The sequence below is a fragment of the Streptomyces sp. WAC04114 genome, assembly GCF_019733245.1.
Classification (GTDB): domain Bacteria; phylum Actinomycetota; class Actinomycetes; order Streptomycetales; family Streptomycetaceae; genus Streptomyces; species Streptomyces massasporeus_A.
The window spans coordinates 1-26,081 of the sequence record NZ_JAIGQA010000014.1 but is presented as its reverse complement, the minus strand read 5'-3'; the positions used below and the strand labels follow the sequence as shown (position 1 = coordinate 26,081).

Sequence of the window (26,081 nt, the reverse complement as noted above, 5' to 3'; positions counted from 1 at the left end):
GCTACCACGTGTGGCGGAATTTCACCCCTCTCAACATGCGGTTTCGTATGAACCTCCGGTCAGGCGGTACTCGGCCCGGTCGTCGAGCAGCAGCGGCACGAGCGCCCGCAGGGGCTGGCGCAGGGGCACGAGCACGCCCTCGCCGTCCTTGCGCACGCGAACTCCGTGCAGTGCGAGTTCGTCGCCCACCTCGGCGTACTGGGCGGCGGTGAGCCGGTAGCCACAGGGTGGATTCGGGATGATTTCATCCGATTCGGGAGGATCGTTGTCGGCGCCCCCGATGTACACGGGTCCCGTGTCGGCGTAGCCCGCGAGCCGGGCCATCGCCGTCGTCGCCCCGATGCGCGCGCGGCGTTGGTCGGTGTACCCGAACATGCCCTTGAGAGCGTCCCGTTGGGAGGTCACCCGACGCCGGTTGTTGAGTGCCTCGTCCGCCTTCTCCGCGTCGGTGAGCGGGTCCACCCGGCTCTCGATGAGCAGCCCGACGGAGTGCTTCACACCGGACATGTTGCGCAGAATGCGCTCCTGCCCGTCTCCGGCGACCTGTTTGACCGGCTCACCGGTCTCCGGGTCGGTCCAGATGCCGTAGGTGCCCGTCGAGTGGCCGGCCCGCTCTGCGGCGGGACGGACGTACGCCTCGGACAGGGTCCGTGCCTCGTCGTGGACCGCTTCGTGGGTGTTGAGGTTGCGCGGCCACAGGTCGAAGAGGTCCTTGTCGTAGTACTTGGGCGTGGCGCCGTACTCGTGCAGGTCGTAGACGATGTCGGGGCGCTGGTCGCGGATGACGGCGGCCAGGGCGCGCCCCTCCGCGGTCTTCAGGGCGAGGTGGTCGCGGTTGATGTCGACGCCGTCGCTGTTGCCTCGCGTGTTCGCGGCCCGGCCGTCCGGGTTGGCGGTGGGCACGACCAGGACCGTGGTGCGGTCCAGGAAGCGCCGGGTGCGGCTGTCGCGGGCGTACGCGAGGTCGCGGACGGTGGTCAGGCAGGCCTCGCGGCCGGAGGGTTCGTCGCCGTGCTGGCTGCACACGAGCAGCACCTTGTTGGGGCTCGGGCGGTTGCCGATCCGCACGAGCTGGAGCGGGCGGTCCTGCTTCGTCGTGCCGAAGCGGGTCATGGAGACGCGGCCGCTCGAACGGTCGACGGCGTTGAGGAAGTCCTGCTCCTCGGGCTGGGTGGTCCAGCGGGCGCCGTTCGACCGCTCGAAGCCGGTGCGGGGCGGGGTGTCCGTGGCCGCTTGGGCCGGTACGGCGACCAGGGAGGCCGTGAGGGCCGCGGTGGTCAGCATCAGGGCGCCTGCGCGGGTCACTGGCTCGCCTCCGGGACGCGGTGGGTGGTGCGGGGCTCCCGAACGCCGTCCAGGAACGTGGCGTCGGGGGTGGCGGTGGCGGCGCCCGTGGTGGCGCGGGCGAAGGCGGCGGCTCCGCCGGTGAACAGGACGCGCGCCGAGGTGCGGGAGAGGTCGAGCGTGAGCTTGGGCTTGTCGGCGGGAGGGTCGATGAGGCCCTGGTCGGTGCCCGCGACGATCAGCGCCAGGCGGTGGCCCTTCGGGACGACATGGTCGGTCGCCGCGAGGTCGAGGGTGATCGTGTACCGCTTGCCCGGGGTGAGGGGGGAGCCCTTGTGGTCGGAGGCGTGGTTGCCGAGGTCGGCCCAGCCGCGGCTGACGACCGTGTAGTCGACGTCGGCGGTCTTCGCCTTCGTCTCCTTGAAGCAGGAGCTGTCCGCGGTGGTGCTCGCGCCCCAGCAGGTGCGGTTGGTCAGAGTGGTGATGCCTTCGCCCGCGTCGGCGTAGTCGCGGATGGTGGCGGGGCCGAGGTCCACGAGGACGGCGGAGAGGTGGGCCGTCGGGGTGGAGGGCGTCGCGGTGACGGTGACCTCGGAGGAGCCGGACAGGCGCAGGTCCCGGGTGAGCGGCCGGGTGGTGAAGCCGGCCTTCTCCGGTGTGGGCTTGTCGATCCGCGCGGCCCAGTCGGTCTCGCTCAGCTCCGGGTCGTCGGTGAAGGTCTCGGTGCCGTGGCCGCGGTGCAGGCCGAGGGTGCCGACGCCGGCCTGGGGGCCGCGGTCGGGGCGCAGGGTGGCGGTGCGGGTGCCGCTCGGCGGCCAGACCCGGGAGGTGTCCCACTGCCCGGGGGCACGTTCGATGTCGGCCATGGGCTCGCGGTCGATGCCGTTGTCGATGCCCATGAGTTCGTGGTCGAACCAGCGGTGCAGCGTCTCGACCCATGCGCCGCGCCGGAAGTCGAAGGGATCGACGTGGCCGGTCCGGGACAGCCAGATCTTGCGCTCGACGCCGTTCTTCGCGAGGGCGTTCCACCACGGGCCGACGTGCTTCATACGGACGTTGAGGTCCTGCATGCCGTGGATCAGGAAGACGCTGGCCTTGACCTTGCGCGCGGCCTTCACGTAGTCGCGCTCGGTCCACAGCGGGGTCCAGTCGCCGGTGCGCGGCGCGCCGTCCACGAGCTTTCGCTGAACGGCCGCGCACTTGGCGCGGGCGTCGGGGCTGTTGACGTAGTCCGACAGCCACTCGGGGCCGGAGTCGTAGAGGGGTGCGCCCTGCTGGAAGTAGTAGTCGTACCAGGAGGAGATGGCGCTGATCGGGACGATGGTCCTCAGGCCCTTGACGCCGGTGGCGGCGACGCCGTTGGCGATGGTGCCGTCCCAGCTCTTGCCGATCATGCCGGTGCGGCCGTTGGTCCAGCCGGCCTGGGCGCGGGTGCTGCCGGTGCGGGTCGTGTAGGCCTTCGCGCGGCCGTTCAGCCAGTCGACGACGGCCTTCGCGGACTGGATGTCCGAGCGGCCGCCGACGTCGACGCAGCCGTCGGAGCGATTGGTTCCGGCCAGGTCCACGCCGACGAAGGCGTAGCCGCGCGGCACGAAGTAGTTGTCGTAGTAGAGCGGCATCCGTGCGACACGGCCCTGCGCGTCGTACGTCTTCTTCTGGCTCTCGTTGCCTCGCCCGCAGCAGGAGTAGTACGGGCTGGCGTCCATGATGACGGGAACCTTGCGGCCCTGCCGGGCGGGTTCGCGGGGGCGGACGATGTCGACGGCGACCCGGTCGGCCTTTCCGTCCCGGTCGCCGTCGAGTCCGGTGTCCACCCAGACGGCTTCGCGGATGGCGTTCTCGTAGGAGTGGACGGGTTCGCTGCCGCGCGGGGCGGCCGGTGCGGCCCGCACGGCCGCGGGGGTGATCAGGGTGGCCAAGAGGGCGGCCGTGGCCGCCGTCGCGAGCGGTCTCCAGGTCGTGAAGCGCGTGCGTTTCGGCATGCGCCGGACGGTACATCGGTGAACTCCTGTTCAGAAGAGGGCAGCTGACGGACCGGCGTGTCCGCGGCGGGCCCGCGGGGCGGGTGTCTCATGTCGGCCGAATGGCGATCGTGTGACAGCAGGGGCCATGGACATGATCAGGGGCACAGGGAGTCAATAGGCTCCGCACAGACCCCGGAAGACCTCGGGACCCTACGACTTGGAGCCTTGCGTGCACCGCAGAATCATCGCGCCGGGAGCCCTGGCAGCGGCCTCTCTCCTGCTGGCGATCCCGGCATCGGCCGCCCCCCACTCCCCCGGCGCGCCGGGTATCGGCGACCCCTACTACCCGGCCTACGGCAACGGCGGATACGACGTCTCCCACTACGACCTCCGGCTGAAGTACCAGCCCGCCACGGACGAACTGGAGGGCACGGCGACCCTCGTGGCCCGCGCCACGCAGGACCTGACGAGCTTCAACCTGGACTTCCTGCTGGACGTCGGCGAGGTGCGCGTCAACGGTGCGAAGGCGTCGCTGCGGACCTCGGGCGAGCAGGAGCTGGAGATCACGCCGAAGACCCCGCTGGCCAAGGGCGCGCCCCTCACGGTCGTGGTGCGCTACCGCGGGGTGCCCTCGTCGAAGCAGGCCTTCGGCTTCACCAGCTGGCACCGCACCCCGGACGGCGGTGTCGCGGCGAACGAGCCCGAGGCGGCCGCGTGGTGGTTCCCGGCCAACGACCATCCGCTGGACAAGGCGACCTACGACGTCTCCGTGCTGGTCCCGGACGGCACGCAGGCCATCTCCAACGGCACGCTCCAGTCGACGAGTTCGAAGCTCGGCTGGACCCGGTGGAACTGGCGGTCCGACAAGCCGCAGGCCACGTACCTCGCCACGCTCGCGGTCGGGAAGTTCGACATCACGACCGGCACGACCGAGGGCGGCATCCCGGTCCTCAACGCCTACAGCAAGGACCTCGGCGCGAACGCCGGGGCGGCGCGGGCGAGCATCGAACGGACCGGGGAGATCGCGGACTGGCTGGCCGGGTACTTCGGGCCGTATCCCTACAGCGCGCTCGGCGGATACGTGCCGAACACGAACACCGGGTACGCGCTGGAGACCCAGACCCGGCCGTTCTACAGCCCACGGCAGTTCGCGAACGGGTCGAACGTGTCGGTCGTCGTCCATGAGCTGGCCCACCAGTGGTACGGCGACGAGGTGTCGCTCAAGGGCTGGAAGGACATCTGGATCAACGAGGGCTTCGCCCGGTACGCACAGTGGCTGTGGTCCGAGCACGAGGGCGAGGGCACGACACAGGAACTCGCCGACTACGTGTACGCCTCGCACCCCGCCGACGACCTGTTCTGGACGGTGAAGCCCGGGGACCCCGGCCCGGAGAACCAGTTCGACGTCGCGGTCTACGACCGTGGCGCGCTGGCCGTGCAGGCGCTGCGCAACAAGATCGGTGACGAGTCGTTCTTCGCGATCCTCAAGGGCTGGCCCGCGAAGTACGCCCATGGCAACGCCTCGGTGGCGGACTTCCGGCGGTACGCGGAGGAGGTCTCGGGCAAGCCGCTGGCCGCGCTCTTCGACACGTGGCTGTTCCAGCCGTCGAAGCCGGGGGTGCCTGCGGCCCGGGCCGCGGCGGTGGCCAAGGGTGCCAAGGGAGTGAAAGGCGTGTCCCAGCCCAGGTCGTGGAAGCGGATCGCCGCGACGAACGGGGTGCACGGGCACTGACGTCCGCGGGTCGTGTGGGGGACGTCGGCACTGACATCTGCGCGTCGTGCGGAGCTGCGTCGGCGCTGACATCCGCGGGTCGTGCGGAGGCGCGGGCATTGACACCGTGCGTCGTGCGGGGGTGCGCGGCCACTGACTCCGCGGGTCATGCGGGGTGCGCAGGCACTGACACCGTGCGTCGTGCGGAGGCGCGGGCATTGACACCGTGCGTCGTGCGGAGGCGCGCGGGCCCTGACATTCGCGTGTCGTGCGGAGGTGCCCGACGCGACTCGCCGACGGGAAGCCCGCCGCAGGGCCCGCCGTCCCGCTCGACCCGGCGGCGGGCGGCCTCCCGCGCGGGGGCGTCGACGTGCTGCCCCGTCAGGGTGACGCCCGGCCTGCCGAACGGGGCCCCGCCGTCTACGGTGGGGCCCATACCCCGTGACGTGTGAGGGCAAGGCTGCTGACGAGGGGGCCGGACGTGCGGAAGCTGGCGATCGTCGAGGCACCGTCCGTGCTCGGGCTGCGCCCCACCGGGGTCGAGGACCTGCCCGCGGCGCTCCTCGGGGCCGGGCTGGCCGAAGGGCTCGGGGCGCGGCACGCGGGCCGGGTCGAGCCGCCCCCGTACGACGCGGAGCGGGACCCGGCGACGGGCCTGCTGAACCCGGGCGGCATCGCCGCGTACTCCGTCGCGCTGGCCGACGCCGTGGGCGGCGTCCTCGGCCACGGCCGGTTTCCCATCGTGCTCGGCGGCGACTGCAGCGTGCTGCTCGGCACCCTGCTGGCACTGCGCCGCCGCGACGACCGGCACGGTCTGCTGTTCCTGGACGGGCACACCGACTTCTACCAGCCGTCGGCGGAGCCCGCCGGCGAGGTGGCCTCCATGGAGCTCGCCCTGGCCACCGGGCGCGGCCCGCGGGTGCTGGCCGACCTGGAGGGCCGGGGCCCGCTCGTGCGCGACGCGGACGTCGTCGCCCTGGGGTTCCGGGACGCGGAGGAGTCCGCAGGGTACGGCATGCAGCCGCTGCCGTCGGCGCTGCACGCGCTGGAGCTGGACACCGTGCGCGCCCTGGGGGCGGCCGAGGCGGCCCGGCGCGCCGTCCGGGTGCTGACCGGCAACGGCGCGGGCGCCGGGTACTGGGTCCATCTCGATGTCGACGTCCTGGACGACGCGGTCATGCCGGCCGTCGACTACCGGCAGCCGGACGGGCTGACCTGGCAGGAACTGGAGACCGTCCTGCGCACGGCGCTGACGGGCGGCGGGGCGGCGGGCCTCACCGTGGCGATCTTCAACCCCCGGCTGGACCCCGACGGCACCCTCGCCCGGCGCCTCGTCGACTGCCTGGTACGGGCCTTCGACAGCCAGGGCTGAGCGCCCGGTTCCGCGCCGGGGCCCGGCACGGCCCGATCCGCGCCGGGGCCCGACAGGCCGGAACCTGCTACTTCGTCAGCTGCGACAGCTCCTGGTCCGCCGTCCGGGAGACGCGACGGCGGATGGCGAACCAGCCCGCGATCAGCATGGCCGCGATCAGCGGGATGAGCAGGAGGGTCTTGCGGCCGACCTCGGGGTCGTTCCACATCATGCCCAGGCAGGCCAGCAGGAAGGCGATCGTGGTGATCTCGGTGACCGGGCTGAAGGGCAGGCGGAAGGAGGGGCGGGCGACCTGGCCGTCCTTGGCGCGGCGGACGAAGACCAGGTGGCAGACCATGATGATCACCCAGGTGCTGATGATGCCCAGGGAGGCGACGTTCAGCACGATCTCGAAGGCCTGGGCCGGCACGAGGAAGTTCAGGCCGACGCCCAGCACGCACACCCCGCAGGTCAGCAGGATGCCGCCGTAGGGGACCTGGCTGCGGTTCATGCGCGCGGTGAACTTCGGGGCGGAGCCCGCCATCGCCATGGAGCGCAGGATGCGGCCGGTGGAGTACAGGCCGGAGTTGAGGGAGGACATGGCGGCCGTCAGGACGACCAGGTTCATCACGTCGCCCGCGGCCGGGACGCCGATCTTCGACAGCACCGTGACGAAGGGGCTCTGGTCGGCCGAGTAGACCGAGCCCGGCAGGAGCAGGGCGAGCAGGACGACCGAGCCCACGTAGAAGAGGCCCACCCGCCACATGATCGAGTTCACCGCACGCGGGACGACCTTCTCCGGCTCGGCGGTCTCGCCCGCGGCGACGCCGACCAGCTCCAGTGCGGCGTACGCGAAGATCACGCCCTGCATGACCAGGACGACGGGCATCATGCCGTGCGGGAAGAGACCGCCGTTGTCGGTGATGACGCCCAGGCCCGGGGTCTGGCCGCCCACCTCGTGCTGCGTGGCGAGCAGGAAGATGCCGATGAACATGAACCCGACGAGCGTGGCGACCTTGATGATCGCGAACCAGAACTCCATCTCGCCGAAGATCTTCACCGAGATCAGGTTCACGGCCAGGACCACCGCGAGGGCGACCAGGGCCAGGACCCACTGCGGGATGTCGGTGAACAGGCTCCAGTAGTGCGTGTAGAGCGCGATCGCGGTGATGTCGGCGATGCCTGTGGTCGACCAGTTCAGGAAGTACATCCAGCCGGCGACGTACGCGCCCTTCTCACCGAGGAACTCACGCGCGTACGACACGAAGGAGCCCGAGGAGGGGCGATAGAGCACGAGCTCACCGAGGGCCCGGACCACGAAGAAGGCGAAGATGCCGCAGACCAGGTAGGCGATCGCCAGCGCGGGGCCCGCGTTGTGGAGCCGGCCGCCCGCGCCCAGGAAGAGCCCCGTGCCGATCGCGCCTCCGATGGCGATCATGTTGACGTGCCGGGCCTTGAGGTCCTTGCTGTAGCCGGCGTCGCCCGCGTCCGCGGGCACTGCGGCCGCATCGGTACGCGGCGTGGCCGCAGCCGTGTTCACGGCGTCCTTGCTCACGGTGGATCCACTTCTTTGGTGCGCCCGAGCGGGTCACGCTCGGCTTCCGGACGTACATAAGGTCTGCGCCCCTTGTAAAGGCACAGACCAAGGGGCCACCTTCCCCCACGCCCCCCGGCTCACGCGGTGGCTTACGTCACAGAGCGCGAGTTCTCACACGGCCGTCTCCCAGGTCGCGAGAGGTTTCACAGCACTGGTGAGACAGCGATACTGCTGCACATGACGACCGACGCCGAGGAGCCGACCCTCACGATCGACGAGCTGGCCGCCCGGACCGGCGTCACGGTGCGCACGGTCCGCTTCTACGGCACGAAGGGGCTGCTGCCGCCGCCGGTGCTCGGTCCGCGGCGCGTGGGGCACTACGGGCGTGAGCATCTGGCCCGGCTGGCGCTGATCGAGGAGTTGCAGCAGCAGGGCATGACGCTGGCCGGCATCGAGCGCTACCTGCGGCAGCTGCCGTCGGACCTGAGCGCGCACGACCTCGCCATCCACCGGGCCGTGGTGGCCTCCTGGGCGCCGGAGACCGTCGAGACGGTCACCCGGGCGGAGCTGGAACGGCGGGCCGGACGGCCGCTCGGCGACGGGGACGTCGAGCGGCTCGTCGCGATGGGTGTGATCCGGCCCGCGGACGGCGGGTACGAGGCCGACCTCGGCCTGCTCCGGCTCGGCGCCGGGCTGCTGGACGTGCCGCTCTCCCAGGAGGCGATCTTCGCGGCGCGCAAGGTCCTCATCGAACACGCGCGCGCCGCGGCCCGGGAGATGTCCCAGCTCTTCCGCGGCGAGGTGGCGGAGCGCGACGCGCGGGACGTGCGCTCCTTGTCCGCGCACATGCACCCTCTGGTGGTGCAGGCGCTCCTCACCGCCTTTCAGCGGTCGCTGAAGGAAGAGCTGGGCGAATGGCTCACCGGGCCGTCGGGCTCCGGCGGGTCAGCCGCGGGCTGAGTCGCTGAACCGCTCTCCCTTCTCCGCCTTCTCCACCAGCAGCGCGGGCGGGGCGAAGCGCTCCCCGTACCGCTCGGCGAGTTCACGCGCGCGTGCCACGAAGCCGGGCAGGCCGCCCTCGTAGCCGTTGATGTACTGGAGCACTCCGCCGGTCCAGCCCGGGAAGCCGATGCCGAAGATGGAGCCGATGTTGGCGTCGGCGACGGAGGTCAGCACGCCCTCCTCCAGCAGCCGGACGGTGTCCAGCGCTTCGGAGAACAGCATGCGTTCCTGCATGTCCCGGAACGGGATGTGATATCCCGGCTTGGTGTAGTGCTCGCGCAGGCCGGGCCACAGGCCGGTGCGCTTGCCGTCGTCGCCGTAGTCGTAGAAGCCGGCGCCGCCGCTGCGGCCGGTGCGGCCGAACTCGTCGACCATGCGGTCGATGACGGCCTCGGCGGGGTGGGCCGTCCAGGTGCCGCCCGCCTCCTCGACCGCGCGCTTCGTCTCGGCCCGGATCTTGCGGGGCAGGGTCAGCGTCAGTTCGTCCATCAGGGAGAGCACCTTGGCCGGGTAGCCGGCCTGGGCGGCGGCCTGCTCGACCGAGGCGGGCTCGATGCCCTCGCCCACCATGGCGACGCCCTCGTTGATGAAGTGGCCGATGACGCGGGAGGTGAAGAAGCCGCGCGAGTCGTTGACGACGATGGGCGTCTTGTTGATCTGCCGGACCAGGTCGAAGGCGCGGGCCAGGGCCTCCTCGCCGGTGCGCTCGCCCTTGATGATCTCGACGAGCGGCATCTTGTCGACGGGCGAGAAGAAGTGCAGGCCGATGAAGTCGCCCTGGCGCTCCACGCCTTCGGCGAGGGCGGTGATGGGCAGGGTGGAGGTGTTGGAGCAGAGCAGCGCGTCGGGCTCCACGACGTGCTGGATCTCCTGGAACACCTTGTGCTTGAGGGAGGTGTCCTCGAAGACGGCCTCGATGACGGCGTCGCAGCCGGCCAGGTCCTGCGCCTCGGCGGTGGGGGTGATGCGGGCGAGCAGGGCGTCGGCCTTCTCCTGGGACGTACGGCCCTTGGAGACGGCCTTGGCGCACAGCTTCTCGGAGTAGCCCTTGCCCTTGAGGGCCGCCTCCAGGGAGACGTCCTTGAGGACGACGTCGATGCCGGCGCGGGCGCAGGAGTAGGCGATGCCGGCGCCCATCATCCCGGCGCCGAGGACGGCGACCTTGCGGACCTTGCGGGGCTCGATGCCCTGGGGGCGGTTGGCGCCGGAGTTGACGGCCTGGAGGTCGAAGAAGAAGGCCTGGATCATGTTCTTCGAGGTCTGGCCGGCCGCGAGGTCCACAAAGTAGCGGGCCTCGATGACCTGGGCGGTCTCGAAGTCGACCTGGGAGCCCTCGACGGCGGCGGCCAGGATGTTGCGCGGGGCCGGGTAGGGGGCGCCGCCCGTCTGCTTGCGCAGGCTGGCCGGGAAGGCGGGCAGGTTCGCGGCGAACTTGGGGTTGGCCGGTGTGCCGCCCGGGATGCGGTAGCCCGGCTTGTCCCAGGGCTGCTGGGACTCGGGGTTGGCGTCGATGAAGGCGCGGGCCTTGGCGAGCATGTCCTCCTGGCTGTCGGCCACCTCGTCGACGAGGCCGTTCTCCTGGGCGCGGCGCGGGCTGTACTGGGTGCCCTGGAGGAGGACCTTCAGCAGGGCGTCGGCGATGCCGAGCAGACGGACGGTGCGGACGACGCCGCCGCCTCCGGGAAGCAGGCCGAGGGTGACCTCGGGGCAGCCGATCTTGGAGCCGGGCGCGTCGAGGGCGACGCGGTGGTGGCAGGCGAGGGCGATCTCGTAACCGCCGCCGAGGGCCGCGCCGTTGAGGGCGGCCACGACGGGCTTGCCGAGGGTCTCGATGCGGCGCAGGTTCCGCTTGATGGCCATGCCGCCGTCGAACAGTTCCTGGGCCGTCTCCGGCGTGACGCGGATGAGGTCGCGCAGGTCGCCGCCGGCGAAGAAGGTCTTCTTGGCGGAGGTGATGATGACACCCCGGATGGAGTCCTTCTCGGCCTCCAGGCGGTCGGTGACGGCCGCCAGCGAGTCGCGGAACGCCTGGTTCATGGTGTTCGCGGACTGGTTGGGGTCGTCGATCACGAGGGTGACGAGGCCGGTGCGGTCCTGTTCCCAGCGGATGGTGGTGGACTCAGTGCTCATGTGGAGGTGCTCCGTGTGATCCGTCGGGAGGGGGTCAGATGCGCTCGACGATCGTGGCGACGCCCATGCCGCCGCCGACGCACAGCGTGGCGAGGCCGTAGCGCTTGTCCTGGCGCTCGAGTTCGTCGACGAGGGTGCCGAGGATCATCGCGCCGGTGGCGCCGAGGGGGTGGCCGAGCGCGATCGCGCCGCCGTTGACGTTGACCTTGTCCAGGGACAGGCCCATGTCCTTCACGAAGCGCAGCACGACCGCCGCGAACGCCTCGTTGATCTCGACGAGGTCGATGTCGTCGATGGTCAGTCCGGCCTTGGCGAGGGCCTTGCGGGTGGCGGGGGCGGGGCCGGTGAGCATGATGGTCGGCTCGGAACCGGAGACGGCGGCGGAGACGATCCGCGCTCGGGGCGTGAGGCCGTAGCGCTCGCCCACCTCCTTGGAGCCGATCGCGACGAGCGAGGCGCCGTCGACGATGCCGGAGGAGTTGCCCGCGTGGTGGACGTGGTCGATCTTCTCCACCCAGTGGTACTGCTGCAGGGCGACGGCGTCGAAGCCGCCGAGCTCGCCGATGTCCGCGAAGGACGGCTTGAGCTTGGCCAGGGAGTCGGCGGTGGTGCCGGGGCGCGGGAACTCGTCGTGGTCGAGGACGACGAGGCCGCTGCGGTCCTTGACCGGGACGACGGACCTTTCGAAGCGGCCGTCCTTCATCGCGGAGGCGGCCCGCTCCTGGGAGAGCGCCGCGTACTCGTCGACGTCGCGCCGGGAGAAGCCCTCGATGGTGGCGATGAGGTCGGCGCCGATGCCCTGCGGCACGAAGTTGACCTCGAGGTTGGTCATCGGGTCGTTGAACCAGGCGCCGCCGTCGGAGGCCATCGGCACCCGGGACATCGACTCCACACCGCCCGCGAGGACGAGGTCCTCCCAGCCGGAACGCACCTTGGCGGCCGCCAGGTTGACGGCCTCCAGGCCCGAGGCACAGAAGCGGTTCTCCTGCACACCGGCGACCGTGTCGGGCAAGCCCGCGGCGATGGCGGCGATCCGGGCGATGTCGGAGCCCTGGTCGCCGACCGGGCCGACGACGCCGAGGACGATGTCGTCGACGGCGGCCGGGTCGAGGTCCGGGAACCGGGCGCGGATCTCGTGGATGAGTCCGACGACCAGGTCGATGGGCTTGGTGCCGTGCAGGGCGCCGTTGGCCTTGCCGCGGCCGCGCGGGGTGCGGATCGCGTCGTAGACGTACGCTTCGGTGCTCACGAGGGGGCCTTTCACTGAGGGTTTCGGGACGACGGGAGGAGCCCGGGGACGTCCCAGTCCCGGGCGACGTCCGCCGTGTCGGCGCCCGGCCGCGCCGGGCCGGTGCGGACGGAGGTCGGGGTCGCGGAGAAGCGGGGGGCCGGGGCGGGCTGGGTGATGCCGCCGTGGTCGGTGAAGGTGCCGCGGGCGGCCAGGTGCGGGTGGTGCGGGGCCTCGCGCAGCGACAGCACGGGCGCCACACAGGCGTCGGAGCCGTCGAAGACGGCCGTCCATTCGTCCCTGGTGCGGCTCTTGAAGCGGGTGGCGACCTGCTCGCGCAGCTCACCCCAGCGGCCGACGTCCTTGCGGGCCCCGGCCTGGTCCTCGACGCCGAGGAGGGCCAGGAACTCCGCGTAGAACTGGGGCTCCAGAGCGCCCACGGCCATGTACCGGCCGTCGGCCGTCTCGTACGTGCCGTAGTACGGGCAGCCGCCGTCCAGGAGGTTGGCGCCGCGGCGGTCCTGCCAGCCACCGGCGGCGAGCATGCCGTGGATCATCGTGGCGAGATGGGCGGTGCCGTCCACGATGGCGGCGTCGACGACCTGGCCGGTGCCGTTCGCGCGCGCGTGGTGCAGGGCGGCGAGGACGCCGACGACGAGGTAGAGGGAGCCGCCCGCGTAGTCACCGAGCAGGTTCGCCGGGACCGCGGGCGGTTCGTCCGGGCGGCCGATCATGCCGAGGGCGCCGGTGGGGGCGATGTACGCGATGTCGTGCCCGGCGCGCTGGGCGAGCGGGCCGTCCTGGCCCCAGCCGGTCATCCGGCCGTACACGAGGCGCGGATTGCGGGCGTGGCAGTCCCCGGGGCCGACGCCGAGGCGCTCCGCGACGCCGGGGCGGTAGCCCTCGACGAGGATGTCGGCGCGGGCCACGAGGTCGAGCACCCGGTCCGGGCCGTCCGGGGCCTTCAGGTCGACGACCACCGAGCGCTTGTTGCGGTTGGTGACGTCGTAGGCCGGGTCGATCGCGAGTCCGGGGCCGCCGGGCCGGTCCACGCGCACGACATCGGCCCCGAGGTCGGCCAGGAGCATGGCGGCGAACGGGCCGGGCCCGATGCCGGCCAGCTCGACGACGCGCACGCCGGCGAGCGGACCGTGTCCGGGCGTCCTTGCCATGGTCATCCAGCCCCCATGCTGTGACACAACTGATGTAACACCAGTGATGCTAAGAACGTGTTCCACTCGGCACAAGGCCTGAACGAGCAAGCGCTTAGCAATCTGCCGGACGGGTCAGCTTCCGTCCAGCACGACTATCAGCCGCTTGGGCGCGATCACCCGGTAGCTCTCTTCCACCCAGTCGCAGAGCACCTCGGCGGTGGGGGCGCCCTGCTGCTCCAGGGGGATGCTCACCCAGCCCGCCTTGCCCAGGCCGTATCCGGCGGGCTCGGCGCCGGGACAGGCCAGCGCGTGCGCGTGCGCCGTCTCGTCCTTGAGCTTCACCGTCACCCCCACGGGGTAACTGCCGTCCTGGACGCCGAGGAAGACGAACACCTTCTTGTTGACCTTGGCGACGGACTCGCCCCAGGGAAACTCCTCGACGGCGTCCGGCAGCCCCAGTGCGAACGCGCGCACTTTCTCCCACTTCTTCAGGGCATTCCTGGGCACGGCCATCGTCGTCCTCCGGGCTCGTCGTCGGGCTCCGCACTCCTCACGCTAGCCTCGGCCACCGACAGCGGCACGGGCTGCACGACCGAGGGGTGTCATGAGCAGGCAAAGCAGGACGGACCGTCCTTACGACATCGTGCTCTTCGGAGCGACCAGTTTCGCCGGGGCGCTCACCGCGCAGTACCTGGCCGCCCACGCTCCCGAGGGGCTGCGTTGGGCGATAGCGGGCCGCAACGCCGGGAAGCTGGAGCGGCTGCGCGAACGGCTGCCCGCCGACGCGAAGGTCGGGGTGGAACGGGCGGACGTCTCCGACCCGGCCTCGCTGCGCGACCTCGCCGTGAAGACGCGCGTGCTGGCCACGGCGGTCGGCCCGTACGTCACGTACGGCGAAGAACTGGTCACCGCCTGCGCGGACGCCGGGACCGACTACCTCGACCTGTGTGGCGAGCCGGAGTTCGTGGATCTGATGTACGTCCGGCACGATGCCCGCGCGCGGGAGACCGGGGCGCGGCTGGTGCACGCCGCCGGGTTCGACTCGATCCCGCACGACCTGGGCGTGTACTTCACCGTGCAGCAGCTGCCGGAGGACGTGCCGCTGGCCGTGGAGGGCTTCGTCACCGCGGACGCGGCGTTCTCGGGCGGGACCTTCGCCTCCGCGCTCGGCCAGTTCGCGCGGCAGCGGGAGATGGCGGCGGCCGCCCGGGACCGGCGGCGGCACGAGCCGCGGCTGGTGGGCCGGCGGGCGTCGGCGCCGCTCGGCGGGCCGCGGTTCGCCAAGGAGGTCGGCGCGTGGGCGCTTCCGATGCCGACCATCGACCCCCAGATCGTGCGGCGCTCGGCGTCGGCCCTCGACCGCTACGGGCCCGACTTCCGCTACCGCCAGTACGCGGCCGTCCGGCATCTGCCGGTCGCGGTCGGCGGGGTCGCGGCGGTCGGCGCGCTGGTCGCGGCGGCTCAGGTGCCGCCCGCGCGGCGCTGGTTGTCGGACCGGCTCAAGCCCGGGGACGGGCCGAGCCCCGAGAAGCGGGCCAAGAGCTGGTTCTCCGTGCGCTTCGTGGGCGAAGGCGGCGGTCAGCGGGTGTACACGGAGGTCTCGGGCGGCGATCCCGGCTACGACGAGACGGCCAAGATGTTCGCCGAGTCGGCGCTGTGCCTGGCCTTCGACGACCTTCCGCAGACGGCGGGTCAGGTCACCACGGCGGTGGCGATGGGCAACGCGCTGATCGACCGGCTGCGCGCGGCGGGCATCCGCTTCCGCGTCGCGGCGGCCCGCTGAGGCCCGCCGGGACCTACAGCGGCCACTCGGCGACGGTGTAGATCATCCCGGCGATCCAGCCGAGCCCGGCCAGCACGGCGAGGATCAGCCCTATGGTGACGGCCCGCTCGACGGTCTGGGTCGGGCCGGCAACAGGCTTGGGAGCACGGTGCGTTGTCATGCGCCCAGCCTGCCGACGGGGATGGTGGGCGGGCATCCGTACGCGTACTCAGAGCCGGTACTCAGATCCGGCCGACCGCCCGCCCGCTCCCCCTCCCCCGGCTTGAGACTTTCGGCGTTCCGCCCCCGGTGGCCGCTCGAAAAGTGCCAAGAAGGAGTTCAATGAAACCCTTGAAGGCATGAGATTCCTCCTGGAAGTTTCCCTGGACGACGCGGCGTTGACGAAGGACCCGGCGGGCGAGCTGGGCCGGATCCTCAGGTACTGGGCCGGCAACCTGCGCCACTACGTGCTCGCCCCCGGGGACGAATCGGCGATCTACGACTCGGAGTACCGCGAGGTGGGCCGCTGGCGGGTGGACGGTCAGGCCGAGTAGGTCTCCCGCAGGGCCTTGCGGCACAGCGCGTCCGCCCGGCGCGTGGTCTCCGGGAGGCGGTAATCGGGAGTCAGCGCGAGGGTGTGCGCGCAGGCGTTGTCCAGCGTCGTCCGGTGGCCGACGGAGACGAAGACCGGCTTGACGGCGTCCCGGGTGCGCAGAGCGCGGCCGACCTCCTCGGAGCCGGCGAGCAGCGCGGAGGTGCTGCCCCGTGGGGTGTCCGGGTCGTCGTGGGTGAAGGTGAACGGGTTCTTCGCGACGCCGATGGTGGGCAGGCCGGTCAGGACACCGAGGTGGCTGGCGAGGCCGAAGCGGCGGGGGTGGGCGAGGCCGTAGCCGTCGCAGACGACCAGGCCGGGCGGGCAGGGCAGGGCGTCGAGTGCGGCGAGGACCGTCGGGATCTCGCGGAAGGCGAGCAGCCCGGGCACGTAGGGGAAGGAGATCCGGCCCACGGCCGTGGCCTCGGCGACGACCTCGAGACTCGACGCGTCCAGCACGACCGCCGCCGCCGCGACGACGTCCCGCTCGTCGTCGTACGCGACGTCGACTCCCGTCACGTGGCCGGTCCCGGGCGGCGGTCCGGGTTCGCCGAGGATCACGCGTGCGCGCAGTTCGTCCTGGACGGCGCGGGCCTGTTCCTCGGTGGCGGGCCAGTCCTCGGGGATGCGTACGGTCGTCATGGTGCCCCGAGCCTACGGGCTCCTCCGATGGCCGGACGGGCGCCCCGGGATAGGCTCCCGGTCATGTTCGTGCTGGAGCTGACGTACACCGCCCCGCTGGAAGCCGTCGACGCCGTGCTGGAAGAGCATGTGGCGTGGCTCGACGAGCAGTACCGCCAGGGGGTCTTCCTCGCGTCCGGGCGCAAGAACCCCCGCGACGGCGGGGTGATCATCGCCGTCGCGGGGGACCGTGCATGGATCGAGGAGATCACCGCGCAGGACCCGTTCGTCACCGCGGGCGTGTGCGCATACCGCGTCACCGAGTTCACGGCGACGAAGACGGCGCCCGCGCTGGAGGCCTACCGGGAGACCCTGTGAGGCGTCCGCCTCACTTGCCCAGTGCGCGCTGCAACTGGCTCTTGTTCATGTTGGAACGGCCCTCGACGCCCTTGCGCTTGGCCTCCTCGTACAGCTGGTCGTAGGTGGGTCCCTGGGAGCCCTGCCCGGAGCGCTGACCGCCCCGCTTGCCGGAGGACATGTCCTGGGTGGAGGTGCGGCTGGCGGTCTTCGACTCGCCGGAGCGGGCGCGTTCCTTGTTCACCGTCCGCGCGGCGATCTCCTTGGCGCGGCCGGTGCTCTCGCCCCGGTCCTTCGCACTTTCCTTGATGTGCTCGTACTGGCGCTCCCGCTTGGAGCTCGAACCGCGTGGCATTCCCGCTCACTTCCTTTCCCGATCAGTGAACGAGTACCCACACTGCCAACGATCAGGGCACCCTGCATGCTCAGTGCTCCAGGCGGGCAACCCGGCCCTTCTCGCCGGCGGCCCAGCACCCCTGGTCCGGGGTGCAGTCGACGGTGTCGTAGGAGCCCGTGTCGACGGTCCGCCAGGTGCGGCCGGCGTCCGTGGTGAGGTCGGTGCCGGTGGGGCCGACCGCGAGGGCCGCGGTGCGGCTGTGCGGGAGCCAGGCGACGCCGGAGCGGTAGGCGGGCGGGGCGGTGGCGGCCGGGCGCCAGGTGCGGCCGCCGTCCAAGGTGCGGGCGGCGGCGTTCGGTGAGGGCTGGTCGGGGCGGAAGTCGCCGCCGACGGCGAGGCCATGGGCGCGGTCGCGGAAGGCCAGCGCGAAGACGCCCCGGGCCGGGTCGCCCGCCGGGAGGGGCGTGTCGGTGGCCGTCCAGGTGCGTCCCCGGTCGGCGGAGTGCAGCACACGCGCGCGCTGCGCCCCGCCGGTGGCGAGCCAGACGTCCTTCGGCCCGGACGTCACCAGGCACTGGCCGCTCGCGGCGAATCCGGCCTCGCCCTCCTGCGCGGCCGGCATGCCCCGGTCCGGCAGCAGCGTCCAGCTGCGGCCGCCGTCACGGGTCGACAGGATGCGGAACTTCCCGTCCACCGGGTCGCTCATCGCGAGACCGTGGCGGTGGTCGAAGAAGGTGAGGCAGTCGTAGAACGCCTTGGGGTCGGTGTTGCGGAAGGACTCCGTCCAGGTCGCTCCGCCGTCGTCGGTGCGGTAGACGCGGGACGCCTCGCCCTCGCCGATGGCCAGGACCACGGCCCGGCGCGCGTCGAACGCCTCGACGTCCCGGAACTGCAACTCCCCCGCGCCCGGCGGCGACACGTCGCGCCAGGCGGCCCCGCCGTCGGTGGTGCGCAGGACGGTGCCGCCGGTGCCGGCGACCCAGGCGGTGGTCCGGCTGACGGCGGCCAGGCCCCGGAACCGTGCTTGAGGCGCGCCGGTGTCCTTGAGTTCCCAGTGCGGCACCCGGCTCTGACGTTCATGCGCCTGCGCCGGTACGGCGGTCAGGGCTGCCAGTGCCGCCGCGCAGGCCGCCATGGCGGTCGCCCTGCTGCGTGTTCGTCCCGTCCGTCGCGTGCTCCCCATGCGCCTCATGGCCGGGGAAGTTAGCCCACCCCCCGGGTGCCGTCCAGATGGCCTCGCGGATGCTCCGGATGGCGCGGCGGGCGCCACATACGCCCTTGGAGACACACGAGGAGAGTCACGTCACTCCGGTGCATGAACGCGGTGACAGAGGTCACTCGCATTTCGTGTGCACGGATTGGCTGATTCCGTCGTCTCTCCCAATGCCCGGCCTCATCCGCCCGGAAGTGTCCGTCCAGCCGTCACAAGGGAGCAAGGCGTTGTCCATCGTCATCGAGCAGCCCGTGGAGGCCCGCCTCGTCGCCGCGGCGCCGCGTATGCCGAGCATTCCCGCGACGCTCCACTACGACCGGCGTGACCCTTTCGCCGTCCGCATGACCTTCCCCGCTCCGGCCACGCTGGAGGGCGTCGAGGTCTGCTGGACCTTCTCCCGCGAACTGCTCTCCGCGGGCCAGAAGGGCGCCGAGGGGCAGGGCGACGTGCGCGTGCGGCCCTACGGCTACGACCGCACGGTGCTGGAGTTCCACGCCCCGGAGGGCACCGCCGTGGTTCACGTCCGCTCCAGCGAGATCCGCCGGTTCCTCGAGGCCACGAGCGAACTCGTGCCCGTCGGTCTGGAGCACCTCCAGCTGGATCTGGACCACGGTCTCGCCGAGCTGATGCGGGACGCGTGCTGAGCTGACGCCCGGGGGCCGCACCGAGCCGGGCGGTGTGGCCCTTGCCTCAGCCGGCCCGGACAGGCCTCACGGCGTCGCCGCCACCGCACGCCCCGCGGTCACCGCCGAGCTCACCCGGCGCACGATCGCCGCCAGCCCGGGCGTCGACGCGCCCGCCCGTTCCGTCAGCTCCTCGATGCGCCGGTCAGGGGTGTTCTCGTCGAGGAGGTCCGCCGCCGCGGCGAGGACGGCGACCGCCGCGTCCCGCTCGGGGATGCCGGCGACCGGCACGGCACCGTGGAGGGTCCGCCGTGTCTCCTCCCGCAGCGCCTCCACGACAGCTCCCCGCTCCAGCGCGTACTCGACGGTCGGGAACACGCCGAGGACCCGTCTCTTCTCCGCCCGCAGCCACCCGTCGGCCACCAGCTGCTCCCGCACGGCGTCGAAGGTCACCCGTGCCCGCAGCGTCACCCACGTCCGCCAGGGGTGCGGGCGCGACTCGCGGACGAGTTCGAGCAGCCCGTCGAGGACCGCGTCACCCGCGCTCGCGTCCAGGTCGACCGGCGTGGCGATGCCGTCCTCGTCGATGAGCAGGCCACGCCGGGCCAGCTCGACGAGGGCACCGGCCCGCGCCGGAGCCGGCCGGTGGCCGCCGGCGCCGGCGGCCGGTCCCGCGGCTTCCCAGGCCAGCAGGCAGAGCCGGGCCGACAGCGTGAGCGGACCGTTGGACACGGGGCCTCCTCGGGGCGGGAAGATCGAGTCGCCGGTTAATTCGTTGACAGGCTCAGAGGGCGCTCCTACGGTGTGAAGCGTCCCTGTTGCCGCCGATTGGAGAAGGACGTTGCTCGTCTGAGGTCCTGAGACACCGCGTCACACCCCTTCGTGGTGTGCGCTGCGTGCGACCTCGGCGTTCGAGCCGTCCCTTCCGGTGCAGGGCATTTCTCATGTCCGTGATGTGCCCATGGAACCTCACCCCCTGGTCGCAGGTGTCTCGACACGCGTTTGCCCCTGACCGCTTCGAGCAACCGCGAATGAGGCCACCATGTCCACCTCCATCACCGTCACGTCCCTTGCGTTCACCTGGCCCGACGGCAGCCCCGTCTTCGAGGGCCTGGACGTCTCGTTCGGCCCCGGCCGGACCGGCCTGGTCGGCGTCAACGGGTCCGGAAAATCGACCCTGTTGAAGCTGATCAGCGGTGACCTCGCCCCCGCCGACGGCACCGTCCGCGTGGCCGGCGAGGTCGGCTACCTGCCGCAGAACGTCACGCTCGACACCACCCTGCGCGTCGACGAGGCCCTCGGCATCGCCGCACAGCGCGCCGCCCTGCACGCCATCGAGTCGGGCGACGTCCGCGAGGCGCATTTCGAGACCGTCGGCGACGACTGGGACGTCGAGGAGCGCGCCCTCGCCACCCTCGGCGAACTCGGGCTCGGGCACGTCGAGTTGGACCGCACCATCGGTGAGGTGTCCGGCGGCGAGTCGGTCCTGCTGCGGCTGGCCGCGCTGCTGCTGCGCCGGCCCGAGGTGCTGCTGCTGGACGAGCCGACCAACAACCTCGACCTGTACGCCCGCCGTCGGCTGTACGCGGCCGTGCAGTCCTGGCCGGGCGTCATGGTCGTCGTCAGCCACGACCGTGAACTGCTGGACCTCGTCGACCAGATCGCCGATCTGCGCTCCGGTGGGATCACCTGGTACGGCGGCAACTACTCCGACTACGAGGAGGCACTGGAGATCGAGCAGGAGGCGGCCGAGCGCATGGTGCGCGTCGCCGAGTCCGACTTCCGCAAGCAGAAGCGCGAATTGGCCGACGCCCAGGTCAAACTGGCCCGGCGCAAGCGGTACGGGCAGAAGATGTGGGATCAGAAGCGTGAGCCGAAGATCGTCATGGGGGCGCGCAAGCGGGCGGCGCAGGAGTCCGCGGGCAAGCACCGCATCATGCACGAGGAGAAGCTCGCCGAGGCCAGGGAGCGGCTCGACGAGGCGGTGGAGGCCGTGCGGGACGACGACGAGATCCGCGTCGACCTGCCGTACACGGCGGTGCCGCCGGGGCGGACCGTCCTCACCCTCCAGGATCTCGGACTCCGTTGCGGCGCCCGGGTGAAGGGCGGCCTCGACCTGCGCGGGCCCGAGCGGGTCGCGCTGATCGGGCGCAACGGCGCGGGCAAGACCACGCTGCTGCGCACGATCACCGGCGAGCTCGCCCCGGAGGCGGGCGAGGTGGTGGCGCACGTCCCGCTGCGGTTCCTGCCGCAGCGGCTCGACGTCCTCGACGGGGAGCTGTCCGTCGCCGAGAACGTGGCCCGGTACGCGCCGGACGCCACCAACAACCGGATCCGGGCGCGGCTGGCGCGCTTCCTGTTCCGGGGCGCCCGCGCCGACCAGAAGGCGGCGACGCTGTCCGGCGGCGAACGTTTCCGGGCCGCGCTGGCCGCGCTGATGCTGGCCGAGCCCGCCCCGCAGCTGCTCCTGCTGGACGAGCCGACCAACAACCTCGACATGGCGAGCGTCCGGCAGCTCACCACGGCCCTGGAGTCGTACGAGGGAGCGCTGGTCGTGGCCAGCCACGACCTGCCGTTCCTGGAGTCGATCGGCATCACGCGCTGGCTGCTGCTGGAGGAGGGAGAACTGCGGGAAATCACGCCAGAGGCTGTCGGGTTTTCCTCCTAGCGTCGGTGGCATGACCGACTTCGCACACGATGCCATCACCCTGACCGGAGCACGGGAGAACAACCTCAAGGACGTCACCCTCCGTATCCCGAAAGGCCGGCTGACCGTGTTCACCGGCGTTTCGGGATCGGGGAAGTCGTCCGTCGTCTTCGACACGATCGCGGTGGAGTCGCAGCGCCAGCTGAACGAGACGTATCCGTGGTTCGTCCGCAACCGGCTGCCCAAGTTCGAACGGCCGCACGCGGACGGCCTGGAGCACCTCACCCCGGCGATCGTCGTCGACCAGCGGCAGGTCGGCGGCCACTCCCGGTCGACCGTCGGCACCATGACGGACGTCTACTCGGTGATCCGGGTGCTGTTCTCCCGGCACGGCACCCCGAGCGCCGGACCGGCGACGGCCTACTCGTTCAACGACCCGTCGGGCATGTGCCCCGAGTGCGACGGCATCGGCCGGACGGTACGGCCCGACTGGGACCGCATCCTGGATCCGGACCGCTCCCTCGCGGACGGGGCGGTCCGCTTTCCGCCGTTCGCCGCGGGGACCTGGCAAGGCCAGGCGTACACGAACAGCGAGGACCTCGACCCGCACAAGCCGGTGGGGCGGTTCACGGCCGCCGAGCGGGAGTTCCTGATGCGTGGGCGGCCGGGCGGCAAGGTCACCGTCAACGGCAGCGGCGGCACCTGGACCACCGAGTACGAGGGGCTGGCCGTCCGCTTCGAGCGGCTCTACCTGAAGCGGGACCTTTCGGCCATGAGCCAGAAGACCAGGGACCTGGTCCGGGCATTCCTGGTGGAGGGCACCTGCCCGGGCTGCCGTGGAGCACGGCTGAACGCGGCGGCGCTCGCGACCCGGATCAACGGCCGGTCGATCGCCGACTGCGTCCGCATGCAGGTCACGGACCTGATCGCCGTACTGAAGGAGATCGACGACCCGGTGGCCGGGCCGATCGCCTCGGCCGCCGTTTCGGCCCTGGAGCGCATCACGGCGATCGGCCTCGGCTATCTGAGCCTCGACCGGGAGACCGCCACGCTCAGCGGCGGGGAGGGGCAGCGGCTGAAGACGGTGCGGCACCTCGGCTCGAGCCTGACCGGCATGACGTACATCTTCGACGAGCCGAGCGTCGGACTGCACCCGCGGGACGTGGGCCGCCTCGGCGACCTGCTGCTGCGGCTGCGCGACAAGGGGAACACCGTGCTGGTCGTCGAGCACGACCCGGACGTCATCGCGCTCGCCGACCACGTCGTCGACATGGGGCCGGGCGCCGGTGCCGGCGGCGGCACGGTGGTCTTCGAGGGGACTCCGCGGGACCTGGCCTCCTCCGGCACGCTCACCGGGCGCTGCCTGCGCACCCGTACGGCGGTCAAGGACGCGGTGCGGGAGCCCACCGGCGAGCTGTGGGTCAAGGGCGCCGACCGGCACAACCTGCGGGACGTGACCGTACGGTTCCCGGCCGGTGTGCTCACCGCCGTGACCGGGGTCGCCGGGTCGGGGAAGAGCACCCTGGCAGCGGAGTTCACCGCCGCGCACGAACAGGCCGTGGTCGTCGACCAGTCGTCGATCGGCATCTCGGGCCGCTCCACCCCGGCGACCTACCTGGGGATCATGGACACGGTCCGGAAGGTCTTCGCCCGCGGGACGGGGACCGAGCCGGGCCTGTTCAGCTTCAACTCCCGCGGCGCCTGCGACACCTGTGAGGGCCGGGGCGTCGTCTACACCGACCTCGCCTTCATGGACCCGGTGACGACGACCTGCCACGCCTGCGAGGGGCGGCGCTTCAAGGAGGAGGTGCTGCGGCTGACCGTGCGGGGCAGGTCTGTCGCGGACGTCCTGGAGATGACCGCCGAGCAGGCCCTCGGCTTCTTCGACGACCCGGGCGTACGGCGCCGGCTGACCGCCCTGCGGGACGTCGGACTCACGTACCTGACGCTCGGGCAGCCTCTCTCCACCCTCTCCGGCGGGGAGCGGCAGCGCATCAAGCTGGCCACGCGGCTGCACCGCAGGGGCGCGGTCTACGTGCTCGACGAACCGACGACCGGCCTGCACATGGCGGACGTGGAGGGCCTCGTCGCCCTGCTGGACCGGCTGGTCGACGCGGGCAACACGGTCGTCGTGGTCGAGCACAACCTCTCCGTGGTCGCCCGGGCCGACTGGGTGATCGACCTGGGCCCGGACGGCGGCCGGGACGGCGGCCGGATCGTGTTCGAGGGAACGCCCCGGCACCTCCTGGCGGCGGCGGGCTCGTTCACCGGGGAGCATCTGCGGCGGGCGGTGGGGTCTGCGGGTTGAGTTCGAGGGGACGCTGACGGGGTACCGGCGGATGGTGGAGCAGCCCCTCAACCCGCTCCGCCGCTCCCCGGGGGGTGTCCACTCCCCCGTTCGCCCTGCATGATGGCGGCCGACGCCCGACGGGTTCCGGTCGATCCCGGAGAGCTCCGCCGGTGCGGTCCCGACACGTCCCATCCGATACGGAGTCACGCTCGTGCCCAGCAAGAAGGCCCTCGTCCGCCGCCCCGGCCCACGCCTCGCCGAAGGGCTGGTGACGCACATCGAGCGGGAGAAGGTCGACGTCGACCTCGCCGTCGAGCAGTGGGAGGCGTACGTGGAGGCCCTGCGCACGCACGGCTGGGAGACCATCGAGGTGGACCCCGCCGACGACTGCCCGGACTCGGTGTTCGTCGAGGACACGGTCGTGATGTACAAGAACGTGGCCCTGATCGCGCGCCCGGGCGCGGATTCCCGGCGCGAGGAGACCGCCGGGGTCGAGGAGGCCGTCGCCGGTCTGGGCTGCTCGGTGAACTGGATCTGGGACCCGGGCACGCTGGAGGGCGGAGACGTCCTGAAGATCGGCGACACCGTCTACGTGGGCCGGGGCGGTCGCACCAACGCCGACGGCGTCCGGCAGTTGCGTGCCGCGTTCGAGCCGCTCGGGGCGCGGGTCGTCTCCGCGCCGGTGAGCAAGGTGCTGCACCTGAAGTCGGCGGTCACGGCGCTGCCGGACGGCACGGTCATCGGACACATCCCCAAGATGGACACGCCCTCGCTGTTCGGGCGCTTCCTGCCGGTCCCCGAGGAGGCAGGCTCGCACGTCGTCCTGCTCGGCGGCGACAAGCTGCTGATGGCCGCGAGCGCTCCGAAGACCGCCGAGCTGTTCGCCGACCTCGGGTACGAACCGGTCGTCGTGGACATCGGCGAGTTCGAGAAGCTCGAGGGATGTGTGACGTGCCTCTCGGTGCGACTGCGGGAGCTGTACGTCTGACCGGAGGCGCGCATTCCCCGTCCGGGCTCCCGACCTGCGGATCCGGGGAGCCCGACGCGCAACCTGGGCGACCTCGCTGATCAGCGGCCTTACGCACACTTAACCTACGGCCTCGTAACTTACGGCAACGTAGCCTACGATGCCGTAGGTTACCTGCTCACCGCTCATACGCTTGTTCCCCTGGAGAGTCCATGACGATCACCACTCCCCACCTCGGCAGCCCGGCCGGCGCCTGGACCGACGCCCAGCTGCTGTACGCCCTGGAGGAAGTGGTCGAGAAGGAACTCAACCGGCATCTGCAGGTCGCCAAGGACTGGATGCCGCACGAGTACGTGCCCTGGAGCGACGGGCGCAACTTCCCCGGTCTGTTCGAGGACGGCGAGGCCTGGGAGAAGGAGCAGTCCAAGGTCACCGAGATCGGACGCATCGCGCTCGTCGTCAACCTTCTCACCGAGGACAACCTGCCCAGCTACCACCACGAGATCGCCTCGCTGTTCGGCCGCGACGGCGCCTGGGGAACCTGGGTGCACCGCTGGACCGCGGAGGAGGGCCGGCACGGCATCGTGATGCGGGACTACCTGCTCACCTCGCGCGCCGTGGACCCGGACAAGCTGGAGCAGTTCCGGATGGCCCACATGAGTGAGGGCTTCGAGCACGACCACCGGCACTCGATGCTGCACTCGGTCGCCTATGTGGCCTTCCAGGAGCTCGCGACCCGCGTCTCGCACCGCAACACCGGTCACCAGTCCGGGGACCCGGTCTGCGACCGCATGCTGGCGCGCATCGCCACCGACGAGAACCTGCACATGGTCTTCTACCGGAACCTGCTGAAGGCGGCCTTCGAGCTGGCGCCCGACCTGACGATGATGGCGGTGCGCGACGTCATCGTGAACTTCCGGATGCCCGGCCACGGCATGCCCGGCTTCGAGCGGGCCGCCGCGCAGATGGCGATCGGCGAGATCTACAACATGCGCATCCACCACGACGACGTGCTCCAGCCCGTGCTGCGCTTCCTGAAGGTCATGGAGATCGACGGCCTGGGCCCCGAGGGCCGCAAGGCGCAGGAGGAGCTCGGCCTGTTCATGGGCGGTCTGGACTCCGAGGCGTCGAAGTTCGACGAGAAGCTGGCCGCCCGCAAGGCCCGTATGGCGGCCCGGGCCGGCGCCTGACGCCGACCGGCACACACGAGGGACAGGGCCCCGGCCGCGACGAGCGGCCGGGGCCCTGTGCGTTCCGGTCAGCGGCAGCGCGGAAACGAGCCCGCCCCCGCGACGGGCCCCACTCCCGCGA

23 protein-coding genes are annotated in these 26,081 nt (G+C 71.6%); 11 read left to right on the top strand and 12 right to left on the bottom strand.

All coding sequences use genetic code 11. From position 1 onward, the window contains the following. Positions 1–30: 30 nt before the first annotated feature. Together K4G64_RS06685 and K4G64_RS06680 are read right to left on the bottom strand one after the other, a co-directional pair. Entirely contained in the window at positions 31–1,305 is a 1,275-nt protein-coding gene (locus K4G64_RS06685; RefSeq protein WP_374206374.1) for a M14 family metallocarboxypeptidase, read from the bottom strand. Then, entirely contained in the window at positions 1,302–3,266 is a 1,965-nt protein-coding gene (locus K4G64_RS06680) for a Xaa-Pro dipeptidyl-peptidase (protein ID WP_221755091.1), read from the bottom strand. The genes K4G64_RS06685 and K4G64_RS06680 overlap by 4 nt, the downstream gene beginning before the upstream one ends. 211 nt (positions 3,267–3,477) lie before the next feature. On the opposite strand from K4G64_RS06680, the gene K4G64_RS06675 reads away from it, so the two are divergent. Together K4G64_RS06675 and K4G64_RS06670 are read left to right on the top strand one after the other, a co-directional pair. Beyond that, positions 3,478–4,980: a M1 family metallopeptidase gene (locus K4G64_RS06675; protein ID WP_221755090.1), complete on the top strand. Its 1,503-nt coding sequence runs from the start codon at positions 3,478–3,480 to the stop codon at positions 4,978–4,980. A 460-nt stretch (positions 4,981–5,440) separates the two neighbouring features. Further along, complete coding sequence (locus tag K4G64_RS06670; RefSeq protein WP_221755089.1) at positions 5,441–6,331, top strand: arginase family protein; 891 nt, start codon at positions 5,441–5,443, stop codon at positions 6,329–6,331. 67 nt (positions 6,332–6,398) lie between these two features. Here the strand turns inward: K4G64_RS06670 and K4G64_RS06665 are convergent, their stop codons facing one another. Further along, positions 6,399–7,865, bottom strand: coding sequence for an amino acid permease (locus K4G64_RS06665; protein WP_221755088.1), 1,467 nt, complete (start codon positions 7,863–7,865; stop codon positions 6,399–6,401). A gap of 219 nt (positions 7,866–8,084) precedes the next feature. Here K4G64_RS06665 and K4G64_RS06660 point away from each other — a divergent pair, with 219 nt between their 5' ends. Further along, entirely contained in the window at positions 8,085–8,807 is a 723-nt protein-coding gene (locus tag K4G64_RS06660) for a MerR family transcriptional regulator (protein WP_221755087.1), read from the top strand. Here the strand turns inward: K4G64_RS06660 and K4G64_RS06655 are convergent. The 4 genes from K4G64_RS06655 to K4G64_RS06640 form a co-directional block, all read right to left on the bottom strand. Then, positions 8,793–10,979 carry a 3-hydroxyacyl-CoA dehydrogenase NAD-binding domain-containing protein gene (locus tag K4G64_RS06655; protein ID WP_221755086.1) on the bottom strand — a complete coding sequence of 729 codons (2,187 nt, stop codon included), beginning with the start codon at positions 10,977–10,979 and terminating at the stop codon, positions 8,793–8,795. The genes K4G64_RS06660 and K4G64_RS06655 overlap by 15 nt on opposite strands. A 34-nt stretch (positions 10,980–11,013) precedes the next feature. Next, entirely contained in the window at positions 11,014–12,228 is a 1,215-nt protein-coding gene (locus K4G64_RS06650; RefSeq protein ID WP_221755085.1) for an acetyl-CoA C-acetyltransferase, read from the bottom strand. 11 nt (positions 12,229–12,239) lie between these two features. After that, positions 12,240–13,385: a CaiB/BaiF CoA-transferase family protein gene (locus K4G64_RS06645; RefSeq protein ID WP_221755084.1), complete on the bottom strand. Its 1,146-nt coding sequence runs from the start codon at positions 13,383–13,385 to the stop codon at positions 12,240–12,242. Between the two features lie 108 nt (positions 13,386–13,493). Next, entirely contained in the window at positions 13,494–13,874 is a 381-nt protein-coding gene (locus K4G64_RS06640; RefSeq protein WP_221755083.1) for an MmcQ/YjbR family DNA-binding protein, read from the bottom strand. 91 nt (positions 13,875–13,965) lie between these two features. Between K4G64_RS06640 and K4G64_RS06635 the strand changes: the two genes are divergently transcribed. After that, entirely contained in the window at positions 13,966–15,144 is a 1,179-nt protein-coding gene (locus K4G64_RS06635; RefSeq protein WP_221755082.1) for a trans-acting enoyl reductase family protein, read from the top strand. A 13-nt stretch (positions 15,145–15,157) separates the two neighbouring features. Here K4G64_RS06635 and mmpA read toward each other — a convergent pair whose 3' ends face one another. After that, complete coding sequence (gene mmpA, locus K4G64_RS06630; RefSeq protein WP_221755081.1) at positions 15,158–15,304, bottom strand: morphogenic membrane protein MmpA; 147 nt, start codon at positions 15,302–15,304, stop codon at positions 15,158–15,160. Between the two features lie 178 nt (positions 15,305–15,482). Here mmpA and K4G64_RS06625 point away from each other — a divergent pair, with 178 nt between their 5' ends. Further along, a complete protein-coding gene (locus tag K4G64_RS06625) occupies positions 15,483–15,677 on the top strand; it encodes a hypothetical protein (RefSeq protein WP_221755080.1) in 195 nt (64 codons plus the stop codon). Here K4G64_RS06625 and K4G64_RS06620 read toward each other — a convergent pair. Beyond that, positions 15,665–16,357, bottom strand: a complete 693-nt coding sequence (locus tag K4G64_RS06620) for an endonuclease V (protein ID WP_221755079.1) — start codon at positions 16,355–16,357, stop codon at positions 15,665–15,667. The two genes, K4G64_RS06625 and K4G64_RS06620, sit on opposite strands and share 13 nt — an antisense overlap. A gap of 63 nt (positions 16,358–16,420) precedes the next feature. On the opposite strand from K4G64_RS06620, the gene K4G64_RS06615 reads away from it, so the two are divergent. Further along, positions 16,421–16,714: a YciI family protein gene (locus K4G64_RS06615; protein WP_221755078.1), complete on the top strand. Its 294-nt coding sequence runs from the start codon at positions 16,421–16,423 to the stop codon at positions 16,712–16,714. A 10-nt stretch (positions 16,715–16,724) separates the two neighbouring features. On the opposite strand, the gene K4G64_RS06610 is transcribed toward K4G64_RS06615, so the two are convergent. Beyond that, the gene (locus K4G64_RS06610) at positions 16,725–17,048 is read right to left on the bottom strand and encodes a plasmid stabilization protein (protein ID WP_221755077.1); all 324 of its coding nucleotides are present in this window, start codon (positions 17,046–17,048) and stop codon (positions 16,725–16,727) included. 70 nt (positions 17,049–17,118) lie between these two features. Then, positions 17,119–18,165, bottom strand: a complete 1,047-nt coding sequence (locus K4G64_RS06605; RefSeq protein ID WP_221755076.1) for an oxidoreductase — start codon at positions 18,163–18,165, stop codon at positions 17,119–17,121. A 305-nt stretch (positions 18,166–18,470) separates the two neighbouring features. On the opposite strand from K4G64_RS06605, the gene K4G64_RS06600 reads away from it, so the two are divergent. Then, positions 18,471–18,887 carry an SsgA family sporulation/cell division regulator gene (locus K4G64_RS06600; RefSeq protein ID WP_221755075.1) on the top strand — a complete coding sequence of 139 codons (417 nt, stop codon included), beginning with the start codon at positions 18,471–18,473 and terminating at the stop codon, positions 18,885–18,887. A gap of 66 nt (positions 18,888–18,953) precedes the next feature. On the opposite strand, the gene K4G64_RS06595 is transcribed toward K4G64_RS06600, so the two are convergent. After that, positions 18,954–19,598, bottom strand: a complete 645-nt coding sequence (locus tag K4G64_RS06595) for a GPP34 family phosphoprotein (protein ID WP_221755074.1) — start codon at positions 19,596–19,598, stop codon at positions 18,954–18,956. A 310-nt stretch (positions 19,599–19,908) separates the two neighbouring features. Here K4G64_RS06595 and K4G64_RS06590 point away from each other — a divergent pair, with 310 nt between their 5' ends. The 4 genes from K4G64_RS06590 (at position 19,909) to K4G64_RS06575 (ending at position 25,960) form a co-directional block, all read left to right on the top strand. After that, on the top strand, positions 19,909–21,534 hold the full coding sequence (locus K4G64_RS06590; RefSeq protein ID WP_221755073.1) for an ABC-F family ATP-binding cassette domain-containing protein: 1,626 nt from the start codon (positions 19,909–19,911) through the stop codon (positions 21,532–21,534). A 10-nt stretch (positions 21,535–21,544) separates the two neighbouring features. After that, positions 21,545–23,821, top strand: coding sequence for an excinuclease ABC subunit UvrA (locus K4G64_RS06585; protein ID WP_221755072.1), 2,277 nt, complete (start codon positions 21,545–21,547; stop codon positions 23,819–23,821). Positions 23,822–24,014: 193 nt separating this feature from the next. Next, complete coding sequence (ddaH, locus tag K4G64_RS06580; protein WP_221755071.1) at positions 24,015–24,791, top strand: dimethylargininase; 777 nt, start codon at positions 24,015–24,017, stop codon at positions 24,789–24,791. A gap of 191 nt (positions 24,792–24,982) precedes the next feature. Continuing rightward, positions 24,983–25,960, top strand: coding sequence for an acyl-ACP desaturase (locus K4G64_RS06575; RefSeq protein ID WP_221755070.1), 978 nt, complete (start codon positions 24,983–24,985; stop codon positions 25,958–25,960). Positions 25,961–26,081: the final 121 nt, after the last annotated feature.